This window comes from Sphingobium sp., from assembly GCF_048594625.1.
Classification (GTDB): Bacteria; Pseudomonadota; Alphaproteobacteria; order Sphingomonadales; family Sphingomonadaceae; genus Sphingobium.
On sequence record NZ_JBMDWL010000133.1, the window covers coordinates 33228 to 50923 of the forward strand.

General features: G+C 63.8%; 14 protein-coding genes and 1 pseudogene. 7 read left to right on the forward strand and 8 right to left on the reverse strand.

Translation table 11 applies throughout. From position 1 onward, the window contains the following. Nucleotides 1-48 precede the first annotated feature (48 nt). Entirely contained in the window at nucleotides 49-2349 is a 2301-nt protein-coding gene (locus ACOJSJ_RS17015; RefSeq protein ID WP_420146142.1) for a TonB-dependent receptor, read from the reverse strand. A 161-nt stretch (nucleotides 2350-2510) separates the two neighbouring features. Further along, nucleotides 2511-3140: a DUF4198 domain-containing protein gene (locus ACOJSJ_RS17020; protein ID WP_420146143.1), complete on the reverse strand. Its 630-nt coding sequence runs from the start codon at nucleotides 3138-3140 to the stop codon at nucleotides 2511-2513. 147 nt (nucleotides 3141-3287) lie between these two features. Here ACOJSJ_RS17020 and ACOJSJ_RS17025 point away from each other — a divergent pair, with 147 nt between their 5' ends. Next, nucleotides 3288-3563: a hypothetical protein gene (locus ACOJSJ_RS17025; RefSeq protein ID WP_420146144.1), complete on the forward strand. Its 276-nt coding sequence runs from the start codon at nucleotides 3288-3290 to the stop codon at nucleotides 3561-3563. 42 nt (nucleotides 3564-3605) lie between these two features. On the opposite strand, the gene ACOJSJ_RS17030 is transcribed toward ACOJSJ_RS17025, so the two are convergent. The 6 genes from ACOJSJ_RS17030 to ACOJSJ_RS17055 form a co-directional block, all read right to left on the reverse strand. After that, entirely contained in the window at nucleotides 3606-4655 is a 1050-nt protein-coding gene (locus tag ACOJSJ_RS17030; RefSeq protein WP_420146145.1) for an NADP(H)-dependent aldo-keto reductase, read from the reverse strand. A 92-nt stretch (nucleotides 4656-4747) separates the two neighbouring features. Continuing rightward, nucleotides 4748-4999 carry a hypothetical protein gene (locus ACOJSJ_RS17035; protein ID WP_420146146.1) on the reverse strand — a complete coding sequence of 84 codons (252 nt, stop codon included), beginning with the start codon at nucleotides 4997-4999 and terminating at the stop codon, nucleotides 4748-4750. A gap of 11 nt (nucleotides 5000-5010) precedes the next feature. Then, nucleotides 5011-5730, reverse strand: a complete 720-nt coding sequence (locus tag ACOJSJ_RS17040; RefSeq protein ID WP_420146147.1) for a class I SAM-dependent methyltransferase — start codon at nucleotides 5728-5730, stop codon at nucleotides 5011-5013. Further along, the gene (prfB, locus tag ACOJSJ_RS17045) at nucleotides 5730-6857 is read right to left on the reverse strand and encodes a peptide chain release factor 2 (protein ID WP_420146148.1); all 1128 of its coding nucleotides are present in this window, start codon (nucleotides 6855-6857) and stop codon (nucleotides 5730-5732) included. The genes ACOJSJ_RS17040 and prfB overlap by 1 nt, the downstream gene beginning before the upstream one ends. Before the next feature lie 121 nt (nucleotides 6858-6978). Further along, a complete protein-coding gene (locus tag ACOJSJ_RS17050; protein ID WP_420146149.1) occupies nucleotides 6979-9516 on the reverse strand; it encodes a penicillin-binding protein 1A in 2538 nt (845 codons plus the stop codon). Between the two features lie 206 nt (nucleotides 9517-9722). After that, nucleotides 9723-11003, reverse strand: coding sequence for an N-acetylmuramoyl-L-alanine amidase (locus ACOJSJ_RS17055; protein WP_420146150.1), 1281 nt, complete (start codon nucleotides 11001-11003; stop codon nucleotides 9723-9725). A gap of 526 nt (nucleotides 11004-11529) precedes the next feature. On the opposite strand from ACOJSJ_RS17055, the gene ACOJSJ_RS17060 reads away from it, so the two are divergent. The 6 genes and pseudogenes from ACOJSJ_RS17060 to yidD form a co-directional block, all read left to right on the forward strand. Further along, a complete protein-coding gene (locus tag ACOJSJ_RS17060; RefSeq protein WP_420146151.1) occupies nucleotides 11530-14289 on the forward strand; it encodes an Rne/Rng family ribonuclease in 2760 nt (919 codons plus the stop codon). A 161-nt stretch (nucleotides 14290-14450) separates the two neighbouring features. Next, the gene (locus ACOJSJ_RS17065; RefSeq protein WP_420146152.1) at nucleotides 14451-15800 is read left to right on the forward strand and encodes a M48 family metalloprotease; all 1350 of its coding nucleotides are present in this window, start codon (nucleotides 14451-14453) and stop codon (nucleotides 15798-15800) included. Between the two features lie 2 nt (nucleotides 15801-15802). After that, nucleotides 15803-16570 carry a DsbA family protein gene (locus tag ACOJSJ_RS17070; RefSeq protein WP_420146153.1) on the forward strand — a complete coding sequence of 256 codons (768 nt, stop codon included), beginning with the start codon at nucleotides 15803-15805 and terminating at the stop codon, nucleotides 16568-16570. Between the two features lie 222 nt (nucleotides 16571-16792). Beyond that, entirely contained in the window at nucleotides 16793-16927 is a 135-nt protein-coding gene (gene rpmH / locus ACOJSJ_RS17075; protein ID WP_021227954.1) for a 50S ribosomal protein L34, read from the forward strand. A 35-nt stretch (nucleotides 16928-16962) separates the two neighbouring features. After that, nucleotides 16963-17337 (forward strand): annotated as a pseudogene (rnpA, locus tag ACOJSJ_RS17080) (ribonuclease P protein component); the annotation flags it as partial. Between the two features lie 191 nt (nucleotides 17338-17528). Continuing rightward, on the forward strand, nucleotides 17529-17696 hold a 168-nt coding region (yidD, locus tag ACOJSJ_RS17085), incomplete at its 3' end, for a membrane protein insertion efficiency factor YidD (protein ID WP_420146158.1).

Below are 17696 nucleotides of genomic sequence, written 5' to 3' on the forward strand. Positions count from 1 at the left end.
ATTGTACAAGCCGTCATCTGTTTCCGGATGACTTCGCAATGCGCCCGATCAGAAACCGGTCTTGAGCGTCGCGAAGAATTGCTGCGGCGCGCCGATCAGCAGGGTCTGGCGGTCGCCGCTATTGGCAAAGCCGCCCGACCCGATGGTGCTGATATATTTCTTGTCGAACAGGTTGGTCGCGTTCAGCTGGATTTCGATCTTGTCGGTCAGGCGATAGCCCAGCGACGCATCGACGATCAGGCGACCGGCGATCGGTTCGTCATTGGTGTAGTTATAATAGCGACGCGACATATAGTTGCCGCCGATGCGGAAGAAGCGCTGACCGTCGTCATAATTGATTTCGCCGCGCACCATGTGCCTGGGGCTGTCCACCACCGTCTTGCCGTCGAGCGCGGCGATCAGCGCACCATCGCCGTCGAACACATCGTCGCGATAGGTGGCGTCGGTGTAGCTGTAGCTGGCATAGACGCCAAAGCCGCCGCCCAGTTTCAGGTCACCGGCCGCTTCGAAACCGACCGACCGCACGCTCCCGACATTCTGCAGCGCGGACGGATTGCCCTGAATGGCCGAACCGACCGACACGGCGTCCAGACGGTTCTTGAAATTCACCAGATAGGCGCCCAGCACACCGTTGAAGACCGGGTTATGATACCGCAGGCCCAGTTCGAACGTGTCCGACGTTTCAGGCTTCAGGCTGTCGCGGATCGCATCGAAACCGGCCTGATTGGTCGAGAAGGGACCGGCCGTCGTCGCCGAGGCGAAGGCGCGGGTGACCTGCGTGAAGCCACCGAACACTTCCGCCTGCGGGCTGAGTTCGACCGCGAACCCGGCATGGGGCTGGAACCAGTCCTGCACCTTGATCTTGCCTTCGGGGAAGGTCGCCTGGACGATCGCGTCCGCCTTGTTCGTGACGCTGAAACCCTTCCACCCCAGATTGATGGTGATCATGCCAAGATCGATCTTGTCCTGCACATGATATTGGAACGTGTCGGTGGTGAAATCGAACTCCCACTGGGTGGCGAAGGGGTTTTTGGGATAGTCGCGGAACGACAGGCCCGGATCGGTGCGACTGGCAAAGGCGTAGAAGCGGCGCGCCTGATGGAATTTGTTGTTTTCATACCAGCCACCGACACTGAGATTCTGGATGCCCAGCGTGTAATCGACGCTGCCGAATACGCCGATGCGATCCATGTCATATTCGGTGGTGCGCACGGACATGGGAACGCCGTTCGGGCTGACGGTATAGGGCGTCGCCCACAGACCCATGCCGCTGTTATTATGATAATAGCCCTTGAGCTTGAAGGTGGCGTTTTCGCCGATGGGTGTGGTCAAGCCGATGGCGCCCAGCCAGTCCTTGCGCAGGCCCGCCGCGTCATAATAGGCGTCGTCGGCGCTGGTGACGTTGCCGGGATAGACCTGACCACCGGCAACCGGGGCGCCGCTATAGTCGTAAAGGCCATCGGGGAAGGGCGAACCGCCGCTGTTGCTGAAACGATCGACGTCGTTCAGGCGGCTGGCATAGTCGATGGCGCGGGCATAGTCGGGATAGCTATTGTCCCAGTCATAACCGAGGCGTTCGATCATGTTTTTAGACATGTCCTGATAGTCCTGCTCACGACGGTCGGAATAGCTGAGCCAGCCGTCGATCTTCGCTTCGCCGACCGGGATCACGACCTTTGCATTGCCCATATGCTGGTCCTGCACGCCCTGCCCCTTCCACTTGTCGGTGGAGCCATAGCCGTAGGAGACATAGCCGCGAACGCCATCGCGCGTGCCAAGGTTCAGGCGGGCGAAGGCGCGGATCGTGTCGTTGCTGCCATAGGTGAAGTTGCCCTGTGCGCCGAATTCGCCGGTCGGGTCCATGGAGAATGTTTCGACCGTACCGCCCAGATTGTTGGTCGACTGCGTGCCGAGCGAACCCGCGCCCTGGCTGACGCGGACATTGCCGATATTTTCGCTGCTGACGGCGCGGGTGATGTGCAGGCCGTTATGATTGCCATAGCTCATGTCGCCCAGCGGAATGCCGTCGAAGGTGAAGCCGAGCTGATTCTGGTTGAAGCTGCGAATGGTGACGCGTTGCGACCATTCATAATTGCCGAACGGGTCGGACGACTGGAAATTGACGCTGGGCAGCTTTTCAATCGCCTTGAGCGCATTGGTGCCGGGCGTAAGGGTCACGATGTCCCTGGCCGCGATTTCCTGAACCTGACGGGTTTCGCCACGGCCGAACACGATGATTTCCGCGCCCGCAGCGGCAGCGACGGCATCGGCGGGCGCCGTATCCTGCGCGAAGGCGGGGGTGGAGATGATGGCGGTCGACGCCATCAGCAAGGCGGTGGTGATACGCATGGTCGGTTGTTCCCCCTGAGAGATTATGATTGGGGCGCGACCTATCCGCGCGATGTTGCACCGCAATGTGCGCTGGTTGACAGCGCGAAGTCATAATCGTGACAGGGATGTCATAATGGCGCGGGGCGGAGACCGCCCGCCGCCCGCCCCGCGCCGGACGATCAGTTAACGAAGGTCAGCGTCGCGATATGATAAAGGGTCGCGACCTTCTGATCGGCGAGGGTCAGGTCGCCCTTTTCCGTGTGCGTCGCAGTCAGGATGTAGCGGCCCCTTTCCCTGAACGGCACGGTCACGCGCCCCTGCGCGTCGGTGGTGACATTCTTTGACCATTTGTCGGGAGAGATGACCATGACCTTGGTGTCCGCCAGCGGTTTGCCGTCGCGGATCAGGGTGAAGCTGTTGGCATGGGCGGCGGTGGGCACGATTTCCAGCGGCAGGCCAGCCTTCGCCTCTGTGCGACCGGCGCGGGCGTAATAGATCACGCCTTCCTTCTTGCCGTCCTCGCCCCATGGCGCGAACACGCTGTCGTCTATGACGCGGACGTCGCCCGCCGGAGCGGCAACCTCGATATAACCCGCCTTGCGGGTCTGCTGCGCCGTGGATGCGGGAACGAGGCGCGGGGCCTTGAGCTTTTCGAACTCAGGATCGCCGCCTGCGGGCAGGACGTCGCCCGGTTCGCCCAGATAGATGCGCGCGGGGCCGCTGCCGTCGCGTTCCACCCACACTTCATGGGCCTGCGCCACCGGTGACAGGGCGACCAGCGCCAGCAGGGCGAAGGGCAGTTTGCGCATTATCTCGTCTCCTTGGAATAGTGGCGACGAACTATAGATATTGCGATAGATTCGCAATTCCATTCACCGCTTTTCCGGCGGGCAGTAATGAACTCAACGGCTTGCCACGCGTTGGGAAATCGGGAACGGCAGGATGGAGGACAGGCGATGGCGGTTATTGTGCAGTTTCCCGATGGCAGCCAACGCGAAGTCGCCAGTCAGCTGTGCCCGATCGACCCGACGGCAGTAGGGACGCAGGTCCGTTTCCGGCAGGTTCCGATCAATTGCGATCCCCAATGGCGCTATGTCCGGGTTGCCGCGACATGGCATGCGATCGCCCGTCACGGCGCGCTGGCGATCCTGCTGCCACCAGTGGATGATTGGTGGCAGGGGATAGAGGCGATGGACGATGCCGCGCCATCCGACGCATCGCGCGCCGCCTGACGCGATATTTAACCCTGACGCGATATTCAGCTCAGCCCGATATTATGGGCAGGGATCGGGCAGGATGCGGTGAATGTCCTCGATCGCGGCCAGATGATCTTCGGTCAGGTGGATGTTCACGCTGTCGATGTCCACCTTCAGCTGGTCGAGGCTGGTCGCGCCGATGATGTTGGACGTGACGAAGGGGCGGCTGTTGACGAAGGCCAGCGCCATTTGCGCGGGGTCGAGGCCGAAAGCATGGGCAACGGCGACATAGCGCGCGCTGGCAATCGCCTGATTGGGCAGGTTGTAACGGACGAACTGCTTTGCAACGTCACGGCGCGATCCTGACGGGATGACGCCGCCCAGATATTTGCCGGTCAGATTGCCACCCGCCAACGGCGAATAGGCGAGGAGGCCGACATCTTCGCGCAGGGCAAATTCCGACAGGCCGATTTCGAAGATGCGATTGAGCAGGCTGTAGGCGTTCTGGATCGACGCGATGCGGGGCAGGCCCTGATCGCGCGACAGGCGCAGATATTCGCTGACGCCCCATGGCGTTTCATTGGAGACGCCGACATGGCGGACCTTCCCCGTTTTCACGAGGTCGCCCAGCGCATCCAGCGTTTCGTGCACTGTCACGACTTGCGGACCGTCGGTTATGTCCATCAGGCCGCGCCCGCCGAAAGACGGCACCGGGCGGTCGGGCCAGTGAACCTGATAAAGATCGATATAATCGGTTTTCAGGCGACGCAGGCTGTCGTCCACCGCAGCGAGGATGTTGCGGCGATCGAGGCGATTGTCGCCGCCGCGAAATTTGCGGATGGGGTCGCGCGATGGACCGGACACCTTGGTCGCCAGGATGATGTCGTCGCGTTTGCCGCGCCGCTCGATCCAGTTGCCGATATAGGTTTCGGTCAGGAACTGCGTATCGGCCGCCACCGGGGTGACCGGATAACCTTCGGCCGTGTCGATGAAATTGACGCCCTGCGCGGTCGCATAGTCGAGCTGGGCATGCGCCTCCGCCTCGCTATTTTGCGAACCCCATGTCATGGTGCCTAGGCAGATCAGGCTGACCCGAAGGTCCGTGCGGCCGAGCGTGCGATAGTCCATGCAATCCTCTTTCTGGCTGATATGCCGCTGTATTAGCTGACGATCAGGCGAAGGGAAGATGGCTGCGCAAAACTCATCGATTGATGAGCGGGTCAGCCGTGGTCCGTCAGGTCCATGAAATTGCGGGCAGCTTCGCGATCGGCGGAGTCCTCGAACGCGATGTCGAGGTCGGGCGCGGCGCCCAGCAGATAGAGAAGCGACCAGAGCGCGAAGCGGCGACCGCGATCCTCCTCCAGCCCAAGGTCCACGCGCATCCGGTCGATCCCCGCGTCCAGCGCGCCCGATGGCAGGGCGTCGAGGTCGGTCGTGCCGAAATAGCGTTGCAGCTGATCATCGAAATGCATGGTTACAGCCCTTATCCATTCAAGGCGCAGGGAACGATGCTGACGGGATCGGGCCGCGCGGCGATGCGGCGGAAGCGGGCGAGATAGCCACCCGCCGTCGGCTTTGCGATCAGTTCTTCCATGCGGAACCCCATGGCCGCCATTTCGCAGGCGAGCAGGCGCGGCGGCGTGCCATGCTGATCGGTCGGGCGGTTGGCGTCCACCACGATCAGTTCGCCGTCCTTTTTGAGCGCAGGGCTGAGATGCCAGAGAAAGGCATAGGGTTCGGCGATTTCATGATACATATGGACCATCAATATCCGGTCGAAGCTGTTTTCGGGCAGGCGCGGATCTTCCGCCATGCCCAGTTTCACGCTGACATTGTCCCATTTTTCGCGGGTGATGCGACGGGACAGCGCTTCTATGACTTCGGGCAATATGTCTTCGGCCAGCACGCGGCCTTCGGCCCCGACGCGCCGGGCGAGGCGGACGGTATAATAGCCCTCTCCCGCGCCGATGTCGGCCACCGTCATTCCCGGACGGATGCCCGCCCGGTTCATGATGTCTTCGGCTTCATTGACCCGGTCGCGGGCTTCCTCGCTCGACCAGCGGGTCGATACGATGGGGGCGACGGGGCGGTCAGCCTGCGGGAACGGGTCCGCCACGGCCGACCGGTCGCTCTGATTGCCGCCGCCAATCTGGTCGCAGGCGGTCAGCAGGAGAAACGCGCCCGCCAGTACCGCCCGGATCATCAGTCGACATCCTCCACATCAACCTTTTCACCCGTCACCTTCTGCGACAGGGCGGCGGCCATGAACGGATCGAGCGCGCCGTCCAGCACATCGTCGGGCGCGGTGGAGGTGACGCCGGTGCGCAGATCCTTCACCAGCTGATAGGGCTGGAGGACGTAAGAGCGGATCTGGTGGCCCCAGCCGATTTCGGTCTTTGCCGCATAGTCGGTGGAGGCAGCTTCTTCGCGCTTGCGCAGTTCCGCTTCGTACAGGCGCGCCTTCAGCATGTTCATGGCCGTCGCGCGGTTCTTGTGCTGCGACCGGTCATTCTGCGACGCGACGATGATGCCCGACGGAACGTGGGTGATGCGGACCGCCGAATCGGTGGTGTTGACGTGCTGACCGCCCGCGCCCGATGCGCGATAGGTATCGATCTTGAGGTCGCTTTCCTTGACCTCAATGTCGATATTGTCGTCGATCACCGGATAGACCCAGACCGACGAGAAGCTGGTGTGGCGGCGCGCCGCGCTGTCATAGGGGCTGATGCGGACGAGGCGGTGGACGCCGCTTTCGGTCTTGGCATAGCCATAGGCGTTTTCGCCCTTGAACAGGAAGGTCGCGGACTTGATGCCCGCGGTTTCGCCCGCCTGATAATCGACCAGTTCCACCTTGTAGCCGCGCCGTTCGGCCCAGCGGCGATACATGCGCGACAGGATTTCGGCCCAGTCCTGACTTTCCGTGCCGCCAGCGCCGGCATGGATTTCCAGATAGGTGTCGCTCGCGTCCGCCTCGCCCGACAGCAGCGCCTTGATCTTGTCTTCGTCCGCGCGGTCGGCCAGCGCCTTCAAGGACGCGATGGCTTCGGCCACCATATCCTCGTCACCTTCGGCCTCGGCCATTTCGATGAGTTCGGCGGTGTCGCTCTTTTCCGTCTCGATGGCGCGGGTCGCGCCGATCGCGCTGTCGAGACGGGTGCGTTCGCGCATCACCTCCTGCGCCAGCTTCGCATTGTCCCACAGGGTCGGATCTTCGACGCGGGCATTGAGTTCGTCCAGACGCCGCAGCGCACGGTCCCAGTCGAGCGACTGGCGCAGCAGGCCAAGGGCGGCGTCGATACGGTCGATATGTTGCTGCGCTTCGGCGCGCATGGGAATTCTCCAGAAATGTCTTGGCGCGTCAACGCATCAAGCGATCGCCCCTATCCGACGCAGCGGATTTTGGGAAGATAATCCTGCCCGAAGACCCGCCTGTCAAAAGGCGGGCACCCGGTCAGTAAATGCCGCCCTGTCCTTCCAGGAAATCGGCGTCGGTGCGGGTGCGGCGGGTGGCGGATGCAGCGCGGGCGGCGGCGACCTTTGCCTCAGCCTCCGCCTCTTCCTTGCGGATCGATCGGCGGGGTTCGGATTCGGGCTTGAACGCTTCCCAGATGACGGCGGGCTTCGCATCGGTGCCGGGCCATGCGCCATAGACGCGCTTGCCCGAACGACGATCGATCGCGACCATGCGGATGCCAGCCGGGGCGACGAAGGGCGTTTTGGGCATGGTTTCCAGTACCGGCGCCATCGCCGCCTTCCAGATCGGCGCGGCGATGCGGCCGCCCTGCGCCCAGCCGCCGAGGCTGCGCGGCTGATCGTAACCGATATAGACGCCCGCGACGATGTCGGGCGAACCGCCCACGAACCAGACGTTGGTGGGGCCGTTGGTGGTGCCGGTCTTGCCAAAGAGCGGGCGTTTCAGATCCGCCAGCGCCGTGGCGGTGCCGCGCTGGATGACGCCTTCGGTAATGTGCACGACCTGATAGGCGGTCATGGGGTTCATCACCTGCTTCCCCTCCATGCCGAAGCGGGGCATGGGCTTGCCGTCCCAGTTGGCCATGTTGCAATTGTCGCAGGGGCGCCAGCGTTCGGGCCAGATCACCTTGCCCCGGCGATCCTGCACAGAATCCATCACCTTGGACGGGAATTGCCGCCCCTGATTGGCGAGCGTGGCATAGGCGTTGACCATGCGTTCCACGGTGGTTTCGCCAGCGCCCAGCGCGAAGGACAGATAGGGCTGATAGTCGCCGATGCCCATATTCTTGATGGTGCGCACGACGCGGTCCATGCCGGTCTGGCTGGCGGCGCGCACGGTCATGAGGTTGCGAGACTGTTCCACGCCCCAGCGCATCGTCTGCGGACCCGCGCTGCCGCCGGAGAAGTTGCGGAAGCATTTCTGGCCAAGACCCGCGCCCTGATAGACGCATAGCGGGCCATCGACGATGATCGAGGCCGGGGTCATGCCGTTGTCGAGCGCGGCGGCATAGACGAAGGGCTTGATCGTGGAGCCGGGCTGACGTTGCGCCTGGGTGGCGCGGTTATAGCTGGACAGGCGCGAATCAAAGCCACCCTGCATCGCGCGGATGCGGCCCGAATGCACTTCCTGCGCGACCATGCCGCCCGACACTTCGGGAATGTTGCGCAGCGCCCAGCTGGACCCGTTGCGCGCGACGACGATCAGGTCGCCGGGCTTCATCGCGGAGAAGGCGGGGCCGCCGCTCTTGCGATAGGGGAGCTGCGCCGATCCTGCCGGGAGCGTTCCCGTGCTGCCGTCGGCAAAGCCGATCTGCGCGTCGGACGACGACCGGCTGATGATGACGGCGACGCGCCACTGGGCATAATCGACGTCGATATAGCTGGCGGCGAGTTCGCGTTCCCAGCCATTTTCGATGTTGAGATGACCGACCGGGCCGGACCAGCCGCGCCCGGCATCGAAGCGCAGCAGGCCGTTGCGCAGGGCGGTGGCGACATTGTCCTGCACCACCGGGTCATAGGGGCTGCGTACCCACAGGCCACCGGCATATACGCTGTTGGGGCCATCTTCCGCCTTTTCACCGAACAGCTGGATCAGGCGGCGGCGGACTTCTTCCATATAATAGCCGCCGGCGCGCGCATCGAAGCTGGAACCGTGCGCCTGAACGGTGCCGAGCGGCAAGGCCTGCGCCGCGCTGCGCTGCGCCGCGGTGATCCAGCCATTCTTCTCCATTTCGCCCAGCGCCCAGTTGCGACGGTCGATGGCGCGGGCATGGCCGGTTTCGCTTTCCGGACGATAATTGGCCGGCCCCTTGGGCAGAATGGCGAGATAGGCCATTTCATGGAGATGCAGGTCGGCGACGTCCTTGTCGAAATAGGCGCGGGCCGCCGCCTGAACCCCATAGGCGTTCCGGCCGAGGAAAATCTGGTTCAGGTACAGTTCGAGGATCTGCTGTTTCGACAGCACATTTTCCATGCGCCAGGCGAGGATCATTTCCTTCACCTTGCGGGTCGGGGAATATTCGTCGCCGATCAGCAGATTTTTGGCCACCTGCTGCGTGATGGTGGAGCCGCCGCGCGCACGCTGGCCCGAACCCAGTTTGCTGGCATAGTCGACGACCGCGCCCGCAAAGCCGGGAATGTCCACGCCATGATGGTCGAAGAAGGTCTTGTCCTCCGCCGCCAGATAGGCGTGGATCAGCTGTTGCGGATAATCGCTATATTGCAGTTGGACGCGCCGTTCGCGGGCATAGCTGTGGACCGGCTGACCATTGATGTCGCGCACGATGGTGGGGAGCGGCGGTTCATATTCCAGTAGCGTCGCGGCATCGGGCAGGCCGCGCGCGAAAATCAGCCAGAACAGGAAGATGCCAAACAGCAGCCCGCCAAAGGCGATCGCCCCCCAGCGGAACAGGCGCCGCGACCAGAGCGGGCGCAAGCGGCTGAAAAAGCCCCCTGCGTCACGACGCAGACGATAGGCGAAGGACGAATGGGCGGTATCGGAACGGGCCTCTTCCATAAGGGAGAGGCTCTAGGGTCAAAATGACGCCAATGCCAGTGGGGATCATGCAATCCGCCGCATCGGGTGGCCCGGACGGCCTTTGCGCCGGGCCGGTGCCCCCGTTAACTTCGCACATTTTCCGCTCATTGCGACATTTTGTTGCGCGGCCCCGATCCTATCGGAAAGCGTCGCCATGATAGCAGGACGACGCCCGGTAGGACAGGTCAGCCCCCCGCCATACCGCCCCGCATCGCCAGTTTGCGGGCGAAATGCACCTCTATCGCGCGGGCGACGCCACGGGCGATCCGCCCCTGCCCTTCGCGCGAGGACAGGAAGGCCGCGTCCGCCGCATTGCTGATATACCCCGTTTCGAACAGGATCGACGGCGTATCGGGCGCCTTGAGCACCATCAGCGATGCGAAGCGGTGATAGGCGCTGCGGAAGGGCACGAAGGGTGCGGCCTCCCGCTGGAGCAGGCGCGCGAAATTGGCCGAGATGTTCATCGATTCGCGCTGCGTCAGATCGATGAGGATCGAGGATACGTCGCCCGACTGGTTGCCAAGGTTGACGCCGTTGATGATGTCCGACTTGTTTTCCCGCGCCGCAAGCCGGGCCGCTTCGCGGTCGGACGCGGTTTCGGACAGGGTATAGACGGTCGCGCCATGGGCTTCGGTATTTTCGGCGGCGTCGGCATGGACGGAAATGAAGAGATCGGCGCCCAGTTTCCGCGCAATGCCATAGCGTTCCTGAAGGATCAGGAATCTGTCGTCGTCGCGGGTCAGCGCCACGCGGACGCGGCCCGATTTGACCAGCTGATCGCGAATGGCCTGCGCGATAGCGAGCGTGACGTCCTTTTCGCGCTTGCCCGTTTCCTTGTTGATCGCGCCCGGATCATGCCCGCCATGCCCCGCATCGATCACCACCAGCGGACGGGCGCCGTCATTGACGCCTTCGACCGAAGGCAGGCTGACGCCGCGCGCGGCGGCCGGGATCGGCACGGTGATGGAATGGAGCGGCTTTTGCGGACGCGCGGCCATATGGGCGGCGCCGTCGAAATGGGTGCGCCCCCTGCCCAGTTCGCTGCGAAAGCGGCTGTCGCTGACGCCCTGTAGCGAGAAGCTGAGCGACTTGCCGTCGGCGGCCAGCTGCGGATTGCCGAAGGTCGCAGGCGTCGACAGGTCGAGCACCACGCGGGTGGTGCCGTCGTTCAATTGCCCCTGACGCACGGCGGCGATCGCCCCATTGCCGGGGTTGAAACGCCCACGCCCCATCTGCGCGCCGTCAATGTCCAGCGCGATGCGGCGCGGCGCATCGAGCAGGAATGCCGATGCACCATCGATGCGTTCATCGAAGCGCACGACGACGCGGTCGTCCTGCACATCGACGCCGGATATTCCACCGGCGCTGCCGGGCACCGCCATCAACATGGTGCCTGCCAGGGCAAGGCTTTGGAGCATGCGCCGCTTGTGCAACGCCGCCCGCTTGGCCGTCCAGCCAAATTTCATTTGGGCTAATCCGTGTCAGCGTCCCCACGCTAAACCCCGGATTAAGGATCACCGGTTTGAGTCGCGTAAAATGAGAGGGTTAACAGGCGCTTCAGCATGAAAAGTGGATTTCGCGGCACGATGTCGCAAAGCTGCCACATTATTTCAGCCAGCCGTTGCCCCCTGCCTATTAGACTGCTACCCATAACATTCCTGACAGGTCCGCCCATATGGAAAGGGCCGGTGTCAGGGCAATTGAGAAGCATCGACGGACGCGGGATCGCACCCCCGTCGATGACGCAAACAGGTTGACGCTGCATGAGGCATGATTTCCATTCCACGCTGACCCCGGAAACGGGCGTTGCGGCGTGGATGGTCCGGCCCGGCGACATGTCCGGCCCTGCCGACGCAGCAGACGCGCATAATTTCCTTCAAACCCGGACGATGCCGACATCCGCGCCTTTCATGATGCGCGCCCGGCCGTCCCTTCACAATCGCGTGGCGGCGCGGCCCTGTGCCGCAGCCCGACCACGCCGGAGATTCATAAATGACAATGCGTATGCTGATCGATGCGCGCCACCGGGAAGAGACCCGGGTCGCGGTCGTCAAGGGTAACCGGATCGAGGAGTTCGATTTCGAGTCCGCAGAGCACAAGCAGCTCAAGGGCAATATCTATCTGGCCAAGGTCACCCGCGTGGAGCCGTCGCTTCAGGCGGCCTTCGTGGATTATGGCGGCAACCGCCACGGTTTCCTGGCGTTCAGCGAAATCCATCCCGATTATTACCAGATCCCGCGCGAAGACCGCGAAGCACTGCTGCGCGAAGAACGCGCCCATGCCGAAGAAGAAGCCGCGTTGCGCGCGGATTATGACGATGATGACGACGACCATGATCATCATGATCATGTCGCGCCCGAAGGCGGCGTGGAATATGTCGAAGCCAGCCATCATCATGACGATGAGGAAGAAAGCGAGCAGGCCGAGGGCGGCGAAAATGCCGAAACCGGTGGTGAGCGCGGTGGCCGTCGCGGCGGACGCGGGCGTGACCGTGGGGGCGACGACGCCGCCGACGAACTGCGCCGCAAGCGCATGGCGCTGCGCCGTCGTTACAAGATTCAGGACGTCATCAAGCGCCGTCAGGTGTTGCTGGTCCAGGTCGTCAAGGAAGAACGCGGCAACAAGGGCGCAGCGCTGACCACCTATCTGTCGCTGGCCGGTCGTTATTGCGTGCTGATGCCCAACACCAGTCATGGCGGCGGCATTTCGCGCAAGATCAGCAATGCGGCGGACCGCAAGCGGTTGAAGTCGATCATCGCAGAAATGGCGCTGCCGTCCAGCATGGGCTGCATCGTGCGCACGGCGGGGCTTCAGCGCACGAAGCCCGAAATCAAGCGCGACTTCGATTATCTGGCGCGCCTGTGGGACGAGATTCGCGAAAAGACGTTGCAGGCCGCAGCACCCGCGCTGATCCACAATGACAGCGACCTGATCAAGCGCGCGATCCGCGACATCTATAACAAGGACATCGAGGAAGTCATCGTCGAGGGCGAGGATGGCTATCGCGCGGCAAAGGACTTCATGCGCCTGCTGATGCCGAGCCATGCGCGGCGCGTGAAGCAATATGCCGATGCGGTGTCGCTGTTCCAGCGCGCCAGCGTCGAGGATCAGCTGGCGGCGATGTATAATCCGGTCGTGCAGCTGAAATCGGGCGGATACCTGGTCATCAACCCGACCGAAGCGCTGGTGTCGATCGACATCAACTCCGGCCGGTCGACCCGCGAACATGGCATCGAACAGACCGCCGTCGCGACCAATCTGGAAGCGGCCCGCGAAATCGCGCGCCAGCTGCGCCTGCGCGACATGGCGGGGCTGGTCGTCATCGACTTCATCGACATGGAGGTGAACTCCAACATCCGCAAGGTCGAGAAGGCGATGAAGGAGGCGCTGAAGGACGATCGCGCCCGCATTCAGGTTGGCCGCATCTCCGGCTTTGGCCTGATGGAAATGAGCCGCCAGCGGCTGCGCACCGGCGTGCTGGAAGCATCGACCCGCCAGTGCCCGCATTGCGAAGGCACCGGTCTGGTCCGCACGGCATCGTCGGCGGGTCTGGGCGCGCTGCGCATGCTGGAGGAAGAAGCGGCGCGTGGTCGCGGCAGCCTGATCACGCTGCGCGCGAGCCAGGAAGCCGCTTTCTACGTCCTCAACAACAAGCGCCGCGAGCTGGACGAGATCGAGCAGCGTTATGGCGTGCGCATCGCGATCCTGCCCGATGGCGAGATCGAGGGCGCACGCATGTCGGTAGAGGCCAGCGGGCCGCGCCCTGAGCGCGTCGTGACCTATGCGCCGTTGCCGGACGAAGATGACGATCTGGACGTCATCGAGGACGAAGACGAAGACGACATCGAAGTCGAAGAGGCGGAAGCCGAGGCCGAGCGCGAAGAGCGCGCGCCGCGTGGCGAGCGCGGGGACGAGGAACGGGAAGGTGGTCGTCGCCGCCGTCGTCGCCGTCGCCGTCGTGGCGGCCAGCGCGATGAGCCGCATGGCGAAGCTGGCGAGGACGCTGGCGATGACGTCGCCGGTTCGGACGCCGATGGTGAAGCCGTCGAGGATGGCGAGGAAGCCGTCGCCGATGCTGCGCCCGCAGCCGAGGAAGAAGGCAGCGGTCGTCGCCGTGGCCGCCGTGGTCGTCGTGGTGGCCGTCGCCGTCGCGAAGGTGGCGAAGAAGGCGCCGCGGTCGAGGCCGATGGCGTGGATGCCGATGGAGCGCAAAGCGCTGCGCCGGAAGCCGTCGCCGAAGTCGCCGAGCCGGTTGCGGAAGCCGTGGTCGAAGCTGCGCCCGAAGCGCCCGCCGAGGAAGCGCCCAAGACCCGTCGTCGCCCGCGCGCCCGCAAGAAAGCGGATGCCGAACCGGTTGCGGAGGCCGTAGAGGCTGCTGCCGCGCCGGTCGAAGCGGCTGCGCCGGTCGAAACCGTGGCCGAGGAAGCCCCGGCAGAGGCCGCGCCCGCCAAGCCCAAGCGCACTCGCCGCAAGAAGGCCGATGTGGTCGCCGAGGAAGCCGCGCCTGCCCCGGCTGTCGCCGTTGCGGAAGAGGCACCGGCCGAGGAAGCGCCCGCCAAGCCCAAGCGCACCCGTCGCAAGAAGGCTGCGCCCGCCGAAGCGGAAGCCGCCGCGCCGGTCGCGGAAGTGGCCGTCGAAGCGCCCGCCCCCGCCCCTGAAGCACCGGTGGCCGAAGCCGCCGCTGCCCAAGAGGGTGAAGCGGACGGTGGCGAGCCGCGCCGTGGCTGGTGGCAGCGCACCTTCGGTCAATAAGGCCGGATACACGATAGAATGAACAAGCGCCGCTGCCCTTCCGGTCCCGACCGGTGCGCAGCGGCGCTTTTCTTTCATGGCGGCTTCACGACAGGTTCAGCCCCCGCCTGTCAGGACGGGCGCGTGACGGTCTGTAATCCCCTGCCCCGGAGCCGCGACTGATGCGGCGGCGGCTGAAATTCTGCATGCTGGCAATCGCCACCATCGCCTGCATGGCGCGCCCGGCCGCCGCGCAGCAGATCCTGCGCGACGCGGAAACCGAGGCCTTCATGGCCGACATGTCGGGCCAGCTGGTCAAGGCCGCCGGCATGGAGCCGAAAAATGTCCAGGTGCTGGTCATCAACGATCCGGAAATCAACGCCTTCGTCGCGGGCGGGCAGATCGTGTGGGTCCATAGCGGGCTGATCGCGCAGGCCGACAATGTGAACCAGTTGCAGGGCGTGGTCGCGCATGAACTGGGCCATATCGAGGGCGGCCATGTCGTGCGTTTCGGCGAGGGGATCAAGGAAGCAACCGGCGTGACGCTGCTGTCGCTGGTGCTGGGCGCGGCGGCGATCGCGGCGGGCGGCGCGGAAGCGGGCATGGGCATCATGGGCCTGGGCCAGCAGGCGGCGATGAGCAAGTTTCTGGCCTTTTCGCGCGGGCAGGAAAGTTCCGCCGACCTTGCCGGGGCGCGTTACCTGTCCAAGGCGGGGCTGAGCGGCAAGGGGAGCCTGGAGTTCTTCAAGAAACTGCAAAATCAGGAATATCGGCTCGCCATTCCGCAGGATAATAGTTACGGGCGCACCCACCCTCTGTCGGGCGAACGCATCAGCGTGCTGCGCGAAGTCTATACCATCGACCCGGCATGGGACCGTCCGCCCGACAAGGCGCTGGAAGCGAAGTTCGAACGGGTGAAGGCAAAGCTGATCGGTTTCGTGTCCGAACCGACGCAGACCCTGCAGAAATATCCTGAGACCGACCAGTCGGCCCCGGCCCATTATGCCCGCGCCTATGCCTGGCACAAAAGCGCCTATCCGCAAAAGGCGCTGGAGGAAGCGGACGCGTTGCTGGCCATCGCGCCGCACGACCCCTATTATCTGGAGCTGAAGGGGCAGATCCTGCTGGAAAGCGGACGCCCCAGGGATGCCGTCGCACCGCTGCGCGAAGCGGTGAAGATCACCAACCAGCCACTGATTTCCGTGCTGTTGTCCCACGCGCTGATCGCGACCGAGGATGAGAGCAATTTCGCCGAGGCGGAGCAGGTGTTGCGGCTGGCCGTACAGCGGGACCGGGAAAATCCCTTTGCCTGGTATCAGCTGGGCGTCGTGTACGAACGGCGGGGCGACACCACCCGCGCCGCGCTGGCGACGGCGGAGCGATATGCGATGATGGGGCAGCACCCCATGGCGCTGCGCAGCGCGGACGCGGCGATGCAGGGGTTGAAGCCGGGCACGGTTGACTATTTGCGTGCCCAGGACATAGCGATGACATCGCGCGCGGCGATCGAACAGCAGCGCAAGAAAAGATAGACATGACAGACCAGAACCGGCCCGGATTTCGTGCGGCCCTTTCCAACAGGACGATGCAGATGACCCTTGGCGCCTTTACCATCATAGCGGCTGCGGCCGGAACCGCGCTGGCCGTGCAGGCGCCTGCCAGCGTCAATGCGACCGACAAGGCAGCGATCGAGAAGATCGTGCATGACTATATATTGGAGCATCCCGAAATCATCCCGCAGGCGGTCGAGAAATTGCAGGCCAAGCGGATGTCAGGCACGATCGAGGCGAGCCGCAGCGCGCTGGAAAAACCCTATGCCGGGGCGTGGGAAGGCGCGGCCAATGGCGACGTCACCGTGGTCGAATTTTTCGATTATGCCTGTGGCTATTGCCGGGCATCGCTGCCCGACCTTGCCAGGCTGGTAGGGTCGGACGCGAAGGTGAAGGTGGTCTATCGCGAACTGCCGATCCTGTCCGAAGCCAGCAGCGATGCGGCCAAGGTGTCGCTCTTCGCCGCCGAGCGCGGACAATATATGACCTATCACAAGGCGCTCTATGGCGCGGGCAAGGTGTCGCGCGACACCATCATCGCCGCCGCCGCCAAGGCAGGCATCACCAGATCGGAAGCCGAATCGGCCATTGCGTCGAGCAAATATGATTCGGAAATCCAGTCGAACATCGCGCTCGCCCAGAAATTGCAGGCGAGCGGAACGCCGACATTCGTCATCGGCGATCAGGTGCTGAACGGCGCCGTGGGATTCGATGCGCTGAAAGACGGCGTCGCGGCGGCGCGGGGGAAATAAGGGCGGGGAAATAAGGGCGGGCCGCATGTGCGCCGATCAGGCAGCGGCCGGGCGACTGCGACGACGCGATGTGTCGGGCAGGAACAGGAAATGGATGGAGGCGTAAGGCCGCCATTGACTTCCCTACCCCTTTTCCCTATCGGACGGCCCCTGACTTGCGGCCGCTGTTTTGGCGGCCCTTTTTTGTCACCCCGATTCTTTTTTTGTTTTGAGGAATGAACGATGAAGCGCACTTTTCAGCCGAGCAATCTGGTTCGGAAGCGCCGTCACGGTTTCCGCGCCCGCATGGCGACCCCCGGTGGCCGCAATGTGATGCGCGCCCGTCGCGCCCGCGGCCGCAAGAATCTCTGCGCCTGATTTCCCTGCCTGAAAATACGATCGCGCCGGCCATGATGGTCCGGCGCGCGGATTTTCTGGCGGCGAATCGCGGACGCCGCGCCCCCATGCCGGGATTCGTCCTGCTGGTGCGCGAGCGCGGCGATGGCGATCCGGCGATGCGTTTCGGCATCACGGTCACGAAAAAGATTGGCGGCGCTGTCGTCCGTAACCGGATGAAGCGCCGTTTTCGCGTATTGGCCCGTGAGCTGTTACCGATGCATGGCATTGAGGGCGCGGACCATGTGCTGATCGGCCGCGAAGGCGGGATCGAACGCGATTTCGCGCAGTTGCGCGCCGAACTGGACAAGGCGCTGGGCAAGATCATGACCCGGCCTGTCGACGCGCCGCGCGATTCGCGGCCGCGTGGCGGCAAGGATCGCGGCAAAGCAAAGCCCGTCGCCAAAGGGCGCGAAGGGCACATGCCCGGCGGCGATGTCGCGCCTTTGGCAGATAGCGGAACCGGGGCGGCACGGTTGAAGGAAGGCCCGGCATCCAGCGACGCAGCGTCTGCGCCTGATCGCCCTGCGCTCCTGCCTTCGCAGGCGCATATAGGGGATGGTTATCGCGACCGGCGCGAATCGTGATCGCCCGCCTGCTGATCCTGATTGCGCGCTTCTGGCAGGTCGGCCCTTCGCGCATTTTGCCCCCCACCTGCCGCTATGCCCCGTCCTGTTCGGAATATACGATACAGGCGATCGTCAAATATGGCGCGATCAAGGGTAGCTGGCTGGGGTTCAAGCGGCTAATG